The 11,621-nt window shown below is 44.7% G+C and carries 9 protein-coding genes; 5 read left to right on the top strand and 4 right to left on the bottom strand.

The annotated features are described in order from the left end of the window. Position 1: 1 nt before the first annotated feature. The 3 genes from ACOJRU_RS14885 to rimK are packed head-to-tail and all read right to left on the bottom strand — an operon-like array spanning position 2 to position 2,381. The gene (locus tag ACOJRU_RS14885; protein WP_421132523.1) at positions 2-436 is read right to left on the bottom strand and encodes an ATP-dependent zinc protease; all 435 of its coding nucleotides are present in this window, start codon (positions 434-436) and stop codon (positions 2-4) included. A 7-nt stretch (positions 437-443) separates the two neighbouring features. After that, positions 444-1,475 carry a succinylglutamate desuccinylase/aspartoacylase family protein gene (locus ACOJRU_RS14880; RefSeq protein ID WP_421132522.1) on the bottom strand — a complete coding sequence of 344 codons (1,032 nt, stop codon included), beginning with the start codon at positions 1,473-1,475 and terminating at the stop codon, positions 444-446. After that, positions 1,476-2,381, bottom strand: a complete 906-nt coding sequence (rimK, locus tag ACOJRU_RS14875) for a 30S ribosomal protein S6--L-glutamate ligase (RefSeq protein ID WP_421132521.1) — start codon at positions 2,379-2,381, stop codon at positions 1,476-1,478. 219 nt (positions 2,382-2,600) lie between these two features. On the opposite strand from rimK, the gene ACOJRU_RS14870 reads away from it, so the two are divergent. Beyond that, the gene (locus ACOJRU_RS14870) at positions 2,601-3,212 is read left to right on the top strand and encodes a mechanosensitive ion channel domain-containing protein (protein WP_421132520.1); all 612 of its coding nucleotides are present in this window, start codon (positions 2,601-2,603) and stop codon (positions 3,210-3,212) included. Positions 3,213-3,292: 80 nt separating this feature from the next. Here ACOJRU_RS14870 and ACOJRU_RS14865 read toward each other — a convergent pair whose 3' ends face one another. Further along, on the bottom strand, positions 3,293-6,745 hold the full coding sequence (locus ACOJRU_RS14865) for a PAS domain-containing hybrid sensor histidine kinase/response regulator (RefSeq protein ID WP_421132519.1): 3,453 nt from the start codon (positions 6,743-6,745) through the stop codon (positions 3,293-3,295). A 257-nt stretch (positions 6,746-7,002) separates the two neighbouring features. Here ACOJRU_RS14865 and ACOJRU_RS14860 point away from each other — a divergent pair, with 257 nt between their 5' ends. From ACOJRU_RS14860 to ACOJRU_RS14845, 4 genes are all read left to right on the top strand, one after another. After that, complete coding sequence (locus tag ACOJRU_RS14860) at positions 7,003-7,269, top strand: DUF4212 domain-containing protein (RefSeq protein WP_421132518.1); 267 nt, start codon at positions 7,003-7,005, stop codon at positions 7,267-7,269. Between the two features lie 4 nt (positions 7,270-7,273). Continuing rightward, on the top strand, positions 7,274-8,980 hold the full coding sequence (locus ACOJRU_RS14855; RefSeq protein WP_421132517.1) for a sodium:solute symporter family protein: 1,707 nt from the start codon (positions 7,274-7,276) through the stop codon (positions 8,978-8,980). 91 nt (positions 8,981-9,071) lie between these two features. Continuing rightward, positions 9,072-10,901 carry a DUF294 nucleotidyltransferase-like domain-containing protein gene (locus tag ACOJRU_RS14850; protein WP_421132516.1) on the top strand — a complete coding sequence of 610 codons (1,830 nt, stop codon included), beginning with the start codon at positions 9,072-9,074 and terminating at the stop codon, positions 10,899-10,901. Between the two features lies 1 nt (position 10,902). Beyond that, a complete protein-coding gene (locus ACOJRU_RS14845; RefSeq protein ID WP_421132515.1) occupies positions 10,903-11,574 on the top strand; it encodes an exonuclease domain-containing protein in 672 nt (223 codons plus the stop codon). Positions 11,575-11,621 lie beyond the last annotated feature (47 nt).

The following is an 11,621-nucleotide window of genomic DNA, read 5'->3' as shown; positions in this document are numbered from 1 at the left end:
CTTAATCGTTACTGGTTAGCAAGTACTCGTACTCTGGGTCGACCACAAACCGCCCTTCCATTGCTTCTCGGCCAAGCAGCATGAGATACGTCATTTCCGACCTATCTGTCAGTGTTAGTTTAATATCCCACTGCATGTCTTCCATAATTATAGACGTAGTTATGACATAACGCCTTTCTCTTGTAGCCGTTGAGCTTTTAACGCGTTTTCTGGCTTCGACTTTTGCTTCTCGTCGCACCACATTTTTTACGTTATGAATGTCAGGGTGAATATCGAACTGAATCCATAGTTCACCATCTCGTTCTACTTCTTCAATGTTATCAACGTGCAAAGAGGACGTGGCCGCTCCAGTATCGACCCTTACATGCAACCCCTTTATAGCGAGTGCCGGAAGGTTGCAACGCTCTACGACACCAACAGTTTTTTTATCTTTCACTGTATTTTCACTCAATGTCTAGCTGCTCTTGTGGAAGCAGGTTATCTTGAAGTAATTCAACATGCTCAGCTACCGTGTCAGGTTGGGTAAAATAAGCAATGTGATATATTGCCTCACCCTCTTGGGTGAGCGGAATATTCTGTTTTCCTATTACTACGCCCTCAGCAGGGCTAATAATGTTTGCCAAATGGGCACCAAAAGGGTCAGCAACGCTGGCTAATTTATCGCCTTTACTCACGTGGTCGCCCAATTGCGCTAAATGCGTTACAAAACCACTTTCAGGTGAACGAACCCAGCCACTTTGACGCGCAACAAAACGCGAAATACTGTGGCCTTTGGCCCTACCTTTATTCAGCATGCCTAAATGGCGCATTGTATTAATAATACCTTTAACGCCAGCCCTAATTGAAAACTCGTCGTAACGTAGTGCTTGACCTGCTTCATATAAAAGCACTTTAACACCGTTGTCGCTTGCTGCCTGACGAAGTGAACCTTCGCGAATTTCTGCATTAAGTAATACTGGCACGCCAAAGGCTTCTGCCATTGCTAATACTTCAGGGTCATCAAGGTTGGCACGTATTTGTGGCAAGTTACTACGGTGTATTGCACCAGTATGAAGGTCGATGCCCACATCACATTTACTCACAATCTCTTTAAAAAAAAGGTTAGCCAACCGACCCGCTAACGACCCTTTTTTGCTTCCAGGAAAGCTGCGATTTAAATCACGCCTGTCAGGTAAATAGCGAGACTGGTTAAGTACGCCATACACATTAACCATTGGAACTGCAATCAGCGTACCGCGAAGACGATTAATGGCGCTTGAGCGCATTAGACGGCCAATGATCTCGATACCATTTAATTCATCGCCATGAATAGCTGCACTGACAAACATCACTGGGCCCGCTCGCTTTCCTCGTTTTACGAAAACAGGAATGCTCATGTTAGTTGCGGTATACAAAGGGGGCATTTCAAGGTCAATTTTGACCGACTCGCCCATTGCAACCTTTTGCCCGCCAATAGTTAATATGTCGCCTTTCATTTAGCCCTGACCTTTCGTTTTTGTTTTGTGTGGCTTTGCACTTTTTTCAATGAATTCAATGATCATACCTGCCACGTTTTTGTTTGTTGCTTTTTCAATACCCTCAAGGCCTGGCGATGAGTTAACCTCCATCACAACAGGGCCATTGTTCGAGCGTAAGATATCAACACCACAACAGTTAAGCCCCATAGTCTTTGCTGCATCTACGGCGGTTTTACGTTCAGCAGGGCTTAGTCTGACTAAGCTTGCTTGGCCTCCACGGTGTAAGTTAGAGCGAAATTCACCAGGCGCAGCTTGGCGTTTCATTGCTGCAACCACCTTTCCGCCGACGACCAAGCAGCGAATATCACTGCCGCCTGCTTCTTTTATGAATTCTTGAACCAAAATGCTGGCATCTAACCCCATAAAGGCTTCAATAATAGATTCTGCTGCTTTATGTGTGTCAGCAAGTACGACGCCGATACCTTGTGTACCTTCTAACAGCTTTATAACGACCGGAGCGCCTCCAACGGTTTTGATCACGTCATCAATTTTATCAGGGTGGTGTGCAAAGCCTGTGCGCGGCATGCCAATCCCTTTACGAGAAAGTAGCTGTAACGAACGAAGCTTGTCGCGAGAACGGCTAATAGCCACTGATTCGTTAAGGCTATAGGTTCCCATCATTTCAAATTGTCTTACCACTGACGTACCGTAAAAACTTACCGAAGCGCCGATGCGAGGAACAACCGCATCATAATAGGGAAGGCGTTTTCCTTTATAGCGCACCGACGGATTAGCGCTAGTTACATCCATGTAGCAATGCATGGTGTCGATGACATCTACTTCATGTCCTCGCTCTTTCCCCGCTTCTACTAAACGTGACGTAGAATATAAACGAGGGTTTCTGGATAAAATCGCAATGCGCATTGTATAAAGCCTTTGAGTTAGTTAGTTTGCCATTTATACTTTAGTGTAATGTCCGCTGGCAATAAAGTGGCATGAAGATATAGCGAATATTCGCGCATAGTAGGGTTTACGCTTTGCTATGTCTTACGAATTATAATTGTGGTTAGGAACGAATTTTTTGCATGAAGTTTTGTTCCACTCCACTTACTATGCGCGCTTTTTAATCAAGGAACAACCTGCATGTCTGATTTGTGGCAATACGCGTTACAATGGTTTTATGCCTATCAGCCGAATATCATTTGGAGCGGGCTAGTCGTGCTGTTCTATTTGGTGGTGTCGCGAAAATTATTGCCGAAAGTAGAAAGCAATATAGCAAAGTCTAAGTTGAAATCAGGCAGCGCGTTGAAAGGCTTATTTGCCGCCCGCGTTATTGTTGCCATTGTTTCATTATCTCTCTTGTTACTAGCCTGGGGTATCGACTTTTCTGGTCTATTGGTGCTTTCTACATCAATTATTACCGTAACGGGGGTGGCCCTATTTGCCAGCTGGTCGTTAATCAGTAACATTACGGCGTACTTTATATTACTTACCAATGTCGCTTATCGGCGTGGCAACTTTATTCGTATTCTGGACGGTGATAATTTTATCGAAGGATACATTGCAGACTTAGGGCCTTTCAGTACCCGGCTTTTAACCGCTGAGCGAGAAACATTAATGTACCCGAATAACTTAATACTCACTCGTCCTGTGCTAATTAACCCTAAAACAGTGTGGGGGACAATGGGGAAAGTGACGGTTACCCCTCCGGTTGATGACGCGTCTACAGAACCACTAACGCCCCCTCAGCCATAAAAGATACACCATCATTTTATGGTACTAATCGCCTAACGTCCTTCGTACTAAATGGGGTAACGGTTACTTAGCCGATGTCGTTACTCGCTCACTTTGTTATGTGCCTCTTCAATATAGCGCGTCATACTTTGTAGCAGCGCTCGTAGTTTCGCTGGCTTTAATGGTTTTGATAAATAGTTAACCCCTTGATCTTTACAACGTGATACTAAGCTTTCATCTGGTGTAGCGGTTATAAGCGCGGCAGGAATAACAATGTTAAGCCTTAACCTTATGGCATCAATAAGTGCCAGCCCATTTTTGTTGTCATCATGACTAAGCTGATAGTCCATTAGTAAGATATGCGGAGGCATTGCATCGCAAAGCGCAAGCGCATCTTCCCAGTTGTTGGCAAGGCGCACGGCAATGCCCCACTTTTCAAGCAATGTCTTCATCGCGTCTAGGTTTTCTTTTTGATCATCAACACACAGCACTTGAAGGCCAGAAAATGTTGTCGCTTTTTTAGTTTTGGTTATGGTGTCGTCAATAAGCGGTGTAGCGCGTGAAAGTGACATTGAAAAATGACTTCCTCGGTGAATAGTTGACGAAACGTTGATGTCGCTTTGTAACTGCTTACTTAGCCTTTTTACCACGCCCAGCCCTAAGCCAAGGCCATGTTCGTTGCTTTGATTGGTGCGATAGAAATCACCAAATATGGCGCCTTGTTTGTCGCTAGAAATGCCTATTCCCGTATCATAAACGTTAAATATGACATCGTCTCCTTGCGCTTTTACGGTCAATAATACTTTGCCTTTTTCAGTGTATTTCACCGCATTTGAAAGCAAGTTTTGCATTATTCTATAAAGATACGTTTTGTCTGCCTTTACCCAAACCGGTCGAATAACTGCCTTAAGCAATAGCCCTTTCTCCTTTGCTCGCATCGTCATTTCATCAACAAGCGGGGTGATTAACGCTTTTATATTCACCGCTTCAATGTCGGGCTTCATCTCACCTTGATCGAGCCTAGAAATATCGAGTAGCGTACCAATTAACGCTTCACTGGATGCCACACTATGATTAAGCTTATTGACGATGACACTTGCGGCTGACGACAGCTCTTGTTCTTCTAACGCGGTAATATAAAGTTTAGCGGCATTAAGTGGTTGTAGTACATCGTGGCTGGCTAATGCTAAAAATCGTGACTTGCTTGCATTAGCATCTTCTGCTGCTTTTCGAGCGCGAATAAGCTCTTTTTCCGCTTCTGAGCGCCGCTCTATCTCTAGGCGTAATTCTGCATTAATCGAGTGCACTTCTGCCGTGCGCTTTTTAATACGGGCTTCTAGATCAATATTAGATTCTTCTAGCGCTTGCTGTATTTCGACGTGTCCTGTGATATCGTTGAAGCTAGTAACGAAACCGCCCCCAGGAAGTGGGTTGCCGACCATCTCTATCACCCGGCCGTCGTTCCGCTGACGTATAAAGCGATGCGTACGCCCCGAGCGCAAGTGCTCTAAGCGTTTATTAACCTCTTCTTCAACGTTTTCAGAGCCGAACTCACCTTGCGTTCCGTTATATCGGATAAGTTTTTCAATAGGTGTACCCACTGACAGAAGCTCTTCAGGGTAGGGGTAGAGTGCGGCATAGCGTTTATTCCAGGCCACTAAGTTTAAGTGTTTATCGACGACGCTTATGCCTTGATCCATATTTTCAAGCGAGGTGAGCAGTGCAGTCATATTGAACTGCATTGCCTGTGTGGTGTCGTCGAAAAAATTAATGACTTCTGTGAAATCCATTTTCTTTCCGCGCAGGGCACTGTCTAACAGTACTTTCGCGCTCGACGCACCAATAACGCCCCCAAGCGCTCGCTCACAGAACGCGAGGAAGGCTTCGTCAGGCGTATCATCGCTTTTCAATTCACAATGGTTTAATTGTTGGTATTGTTCAATAAGTTGGTCGCATCGGCCCGAGCCCATGAATGTGGAGAGCAAAGTAATAAGGTCGGAAACTTTAACGTTGCCATGCTGATTTTTCGACACGCTATTAGATGTCATTGTTGGCGAAACAAAGGCCTCTGCTTGAATGCGGTCAATAAGTCGTTGTGGCGCAAACCAAGAAAAAACCACATACACTAGGGCGTTAACCCCTAAACTAATCATAGCGCCTTGGCTAATAAGGTCGTTTTGTTCTACCTGTGAAACGCGGTCGCCCACAACAGGTAACACTAGCCATAATACCCAAATGATAAACCCAACGAGTAAGCCTGCATAAACACCATGCGCATGCCCACGCTTCCAATAAAGACCGCCAACGATAGCAGGCATAAGTTGAATAACTAAGGAGAACGCAATTAACCCGATAGAGTGAAGCGAGCGGCTGGTGGTCATTTGTTGATGATACAAAAACGCCATTAACAAGATAAAACCAATGACTAAACGCCGAATGAGTCTTATTTGTTTTGAGAAGTCTTGGGTTTGTTCTGTGGTGTCTTTTAAGGCTAAATATCGAGGAAGGATGACGTCGTTTGTCAACATAGTACTTAATGTAAGGGTGGCGACAATGATCATGGCTGTAGCAGCAGACAGGCCCCCAATAAATACAATCACTTGCAGTAATACCGACTCTGAAAATACAGCAAGAGAAAGGACGAACGAATCAGGTTCAACCGCCTGGCCGTGAAATATTGCTTTACCCGCAATGGCAATGACAGGAATAACAGCAGAAATGATAGCCAAGTAAAGCGGGAACAACCAGCGCGCGGTTTTTATATGTCCAAGGCTTAAATTATCGATGATTGCCACGTGAAATTGCCGCGGTAAACACACGATTGCAGCCGCGGCCATGATGGTTTGTGCAATAAATGTGAATGAACTAAATTGTGACAGCGCTGCTTCATTCATAAAGCTTTCAAAGAACGGGCCCGATTGGGCTTGCTTCCACGCGCTGTAGCCGACAATTGCCACAAGCACTAAGGCGAGTAACTTTAGTGTCGACTCAAACGCAATAGCAAGCATTAGCCCCCGTCTGTACTGGGTGACATCGGTCTGCTTGGTGCCAAAGTAAATGGCAAAAATAGCGATAAATGCAGTGGCCGCCACAATGATAAATTGGCTGTTCTCTTGTTGGGTGAGAAGCTGAAAGGTAGAACCAATGGCTTTAAGTTGCAGTGCGATATAAGGGATAGTGGCCAAAAGCGCAATAAGCGTGACAAACAGTGCAACGGTCTGGCGTTTTCCGTAACGCGATGCAATAAAGTCAGAAATCGTAGTGATATGCTGTTTTTTACTGACGAAGGTCAGTTTATAGATAAATTTATAGCCCACTAAATACACTAACATGGGGCCTAGCATAATCGGCAGGTAAATCCACGTATCTCTGCTCGCTTGGCCAACCATGCCAAAAAAGGTCCACGCCGTACAATAAATTGCTAGCGCAAGTGAGTATATTGCTGGGTGAGACGTTAGCGCCCGCGCGGTTGGCGAGTTTTTATCCCCCCAACTTGCAAGTGAAAACAACAGAAAAAGATAGAGAACTGCAAGGGTAACCCAACCGAATGTCATACCATTCCTTTAACGTATTATTTACAAGCTCGTGTTCATTATAAGCATTTCGACCATAGTCTACCTACGACCATGGTCTCATTTGTGAATTTTCTTGTCAGGTCTAGAGTAATACGCGAGCTCCTAAAATGCTTGACTTTGCTGTCCTTGATAACAAAAAAAATTGTTTTCTACCGACGGCAATAACGTTATCAAAGCCGGGCGTTAGGAAAATGTAAAAAAACAACAACCGATTAACCTGACATGGGGACGGAATAATGGCATTTAGAAATGATGATGACAAAAAAGCGTATTGGAAGGAGAACCTATCTCTCCTTTTTAAGCTTTTAGTCGTGTGGTTTGTTATGTCGTTTGGTGCGGGCATATTATTTGTCGATGCACTGAATAACATCCAATTTTTTGGTTTTAAACTGGGCTTTTGGTTTGCGCAACAAGGTTCTATTTATGTGTTCGTGGCACTCATTTTTGTTTACATGGCAAAAATGAAAGACATGGACAAACGTTATGGCGTAAACGAGGAGTAATACCATGGACGTTCAAACACTCACTTTTATTATTGTTGGCGGAACATTCGCACTTTATATTGCCATTGCTATTTGGGCACGGGCAGGATCTACGAACGATTTTTACGTTGCAGGTGGTGGTGTACCTCCGCTGCTTAACGGGATGGCAACTGCGGCCGATTGGATGTCAGCGGCCTCATTTATTTCAATGGCAGGCCTTATCTCATTCATGGGGTATGACGGTGCGGTTTACCTGATGGGCTGGACGGGCGGCTATGTGTTACTTGCGCTTTGTTTAGCGCCATATTTACGTAAGTTCGGTAAATTTACGGTACCTGATTTTATAGGCGACCGTTATTATTCTCAAACAGCACGAACTGTCGCAGTATTCTGCGCTATTTTTGTTTGTTTTACTTACGTAGCCGGTCAAATGCGCGGTGTTGGTGTAGTATTTAGCCGCTTCTTAGAAGTTGATATTGTCGCGGGTGTGGTAATTGGGATGGTTATTGTCTTTTTCTACACCGTACTTGGTGGTATGAAAGGCATTACCTATACGCAGGTTGCACAGTTCTGTGTGATGATATTTGCTTACATTGTACCTGCTGTGTTTATCTCAATTATGGTTACGGGTCATATTCTTCCGCAGACTGGCTTTGGCGCGACACTCGCTGATGGCTCAGGTATGCATCTCTTGCAAAAACTCGATAACTTATCCATGGAACTCGGGTTTCATGAATATACGACCGGTACGAAGAGTACCATTGACGTGTTCTTTATCACTTTTGCTCTGATGGTGGGTACTGCGGGTCTTCCTCACGTTATTGTTCGTTTCTTCACTGTACCTAAAGTACATGATGCACGTAAGTCGGCGGGCTATGCGCTGGCGTTTATCGCCATTCTGTATACCACGGCGCCTTCACTTGCTGCTTTTGCTCGCGTGAACATGATTGAAACAATCAATGGGCCAGAGTTGACCGGAACAAGTTACGAACAAGCACCTTCTTGGATAAAGAACTGGGAGCAAACGGGCCTTATCGAGTTTAATGATAAGAACGGTGACGGCATCATGTTCTATTCAGGTGATGAGCGTAATGAAATGAAAGTCGACCGCGATATTATGGTGTTAGCGAACCCAGAAATTGCGAACTTGCCAGCATGGGTTATTGCACTAGTAGCAGCAGGTGGGGTAGCAGCGGCGCTGTCCACATCAGCGGGCTTACTGTTGGTTATCTCTACGTCGGTGTCTCACGACTTATTGAAGCGTAACTTCGCGCCCAATATTACCGACAAAGCCGAACTGTTCTATGCACGTCTTGCTGCGGGGGTGGCAATTGTTATTGCCGGCTACTTCGGGATTAATCCGCCCGGGTTCGTTGCACAGGTGGTTGCCTTTGCCTTTGGACTTGCGGCGTCTAGCTTCTTCCCAGCAATTATAATGGGTATCTTTAGCAAGCGCATGAATGACAAAGGGGCAATAGCAGGTATGATTGCAGGTATAGCATTTACTGCGGCCTATATTATCTACTTCAAGTTCGTGAACCCTGCAGCCAATACACCTGAAAACTGGTGGTTCGGTATTTCGCCTGAAGGTATCGGTACGCTAGGTATGATGGTGAATTTCTTAGTCGCGTTTATCGTATTTAAAGCAACGAATGAAGCGCCAGAAGAAATTCAAGAGTTAGTAGAAAGCATTCGCTACCCTAAAGGGGCTGGTGAGGCGTCAGCACACTAACCGATGAATGTGATTAGGCCAGATTGACCTGGCCCTTTCCTAAACCAATCACTTTCTTCGAAGTGATTGGTTTTTTTATTTTGGAGGCGTTATGACAGTCATTGCTAAACAAGTGTCAGATTTCTTAAAAACCTCTGCCCCTTTTGATGCCGTTCACGAGGATGTATTAGCGCCTCTTATCCACCATGCCACACTCATTTATGTGACGAACGATAATGCTGAGACGGTGATAAGTAATGAACCAAGTTTATACTTGATTCAAAGTGGCCAATTTTCGGTAGTTGATGAACCAGGGGCAATACGTCACGTTAGCGAAGGCGACTATTTCGGTTTCTCAAATATATTAGACAATCAACGCCATGCTTTAACCATAACGGTGGAAAACGCAGGCTTAATTTTTTGTTTTCCTGAAAACGCACTTCGCCCATTGTTGGACAATACGGAAATTCGCAGCTTTTTTGAAAGCCTTCGAAACAACGCGCTGCAAAACAAGGCGATGAACGACTCTAATTCTATGTGGCTCTACAAAGGGTTAAGAGACGTAATTGACAAAATGCCAATTGGTGCCGATGTCGAAACATCAATAAGAGAGGCCGCTACCATTATGACTACGCAGCGGGTGTCATCTTTATTGATCACAGATTGTTCGCAGCTTGTAGGTATAGTGACTGACAGAGACCTTCGCTCAAGAGTGGTGGCCAGTGGGTTAGATACGACGTGCTCTGTTCGTCAAATAATGACAGCTTCCCCTGCCAGCATTACCAATAATAAAACCTTGTTTGACGCAATGTCGATGATGACCGAGCGTAATATACATCACTTACCTGTGATAGACAGGCAAACGCTTAAGCCTGTTGGTATGCTTACCGCCAGTGATATTATCCGCCATCAACGAGGAAATGTGCTCTTTATCATAGGAGAGCTTTCTAAAGCTGAGAATCTCTATGATTTGACGCGATTGTCGTGGCAGCTTCCTCACTATTTTTCTTCGCATGCGAAACGTGCCGGTGATTACGATATTGCCGGTAAGGTATTATCGCAAGCAACGGATATTATGACGCGCAAGCTAATTGGTTTTTATCAACAAGATAAAGGTAAAGCACCTATGATGTTCGCGTGGTTAGTGTATGGGTCGCAGGCGCGAGAAGACCAGACCATGGGGTCTGATCAAGACAACGCATTACTGCTTGCCAATGACCCTAATGAAAAGCAAGCGGATTACTTTGCTAACATGGCAGACTATGTGTGCAATGGGTTGGCAAAATGCGGCATTAAGTTATGCGATGGCAATATTATGGCAAGCAATCCAGCGCTTCGTTTGTCGCTCTCTAGTGCACTTGCTGAAGCAAGGCGATGGGTAAATGCGCCTACTAAAGATGCCATCATGCACTTTAATATTTTTCTGGATACACGCTGTGCGGCAGGCGATCAATCGCTGTTCAATGAACTACAAACACAACGCATACCGCTACTAAAACAAAACATGTTTCTAGCCGCGCTAGCGAGGCATAGCAATGATGTTTCTGTGCCACTATCTATGTTTCATAAATTTACGTATGAGAAAGGTAAGAAGCAAAAAGACACGATAGATTTAAAAGTGCGTGCGGTTGCGCTCATTAATAATATTGCTCGTATTTACGCTTTGGAAAGTGGTATTACATTACCTAATACGTTAGCCCGGTTGGCTGCGTTACCTGAAACCTCGGGGCTGTCACCGCGCGATGCAGATAACCTTCGAGACATTTGGTTGTTCCTTAATCGGTTGCGCTGGCGTCACCAGTTGCAAAATAATGTCGCCGATAACTGTGTGTCAGTCTCGGCGTTATCCTCAATCGAAAAGCATCAACTAAAGGCCGCCTTCAAGGCAATAGACCGCGCTAATCAAGCTATGGTGATGAAGTTTTCAGGAGGCATGGCGTAGTATGTTGTCTGGTCTATTTTCTTGGTTGCGTGGAAGCAAAACGTCAACACGCGTGGCATTTAATGACATGACAGTAGCATCGTTACCGTTACTCGCTATAGACCTAGAGCTAACATCATTAGATACGAAGCAAGCTGAAATTACATCAATAGGTTGGGTGGGGGCAAAAAATTATTCAATTGATTTTAGCACCTGCCGCTATGAGGTTATTCAAACCAATGCAGTACTTGGGCAAAGCCCTGTGATACATGGCTTAACAAGCGAGGTGCTTGAAAAAGGGCAGCCGTTAAACGAGGTAATAGGGTCGCTATACCCGTTGTTAAAACACCATGTGTTGGTGTTTCATAATGCAACCCTTGACCTTGCTGCGTTGGACAATGCCATCAAGCAGTGTGGTTTGCCGAAAGTAAGTGTAACGTTTATCGATACCCTGCAATTAGCGGTCTATCAGCTTAAAAAACAGCATCAGGTTTTGCCTAACAATAGCGCTACATTAAGGGTATGTAGACAGCGTTTAGGGCTACCGATAGCACCTGAACATAATGCGTTAGACGATGCGTTAGCGACGCTTCAACTGCTACTCGCACAATATACGCAGTTGGGGGTGACAAGCAGTAGTAGGTTGGGAGAGATGAAGCATACTCACGCTACAGGACGTAAAATGCTAGGATGAATGTAATGAGGACGCCATTGTATTTACGTCACAATGGAACGTTAAAT

Source organism: Alteromonas algae (assembly GCF_049117195.1).
Classification (GTDB): domain Bacteria; phylum Pseudomonadota; class Gammaproteobacteria; order Enterobacterales; family Alteromonadaceae; genus Alteromonas.
Note: the sequence above shows the minus strand (reverse complement) of the source record. Positions and strands in the feature narration are given on the sequence as shown.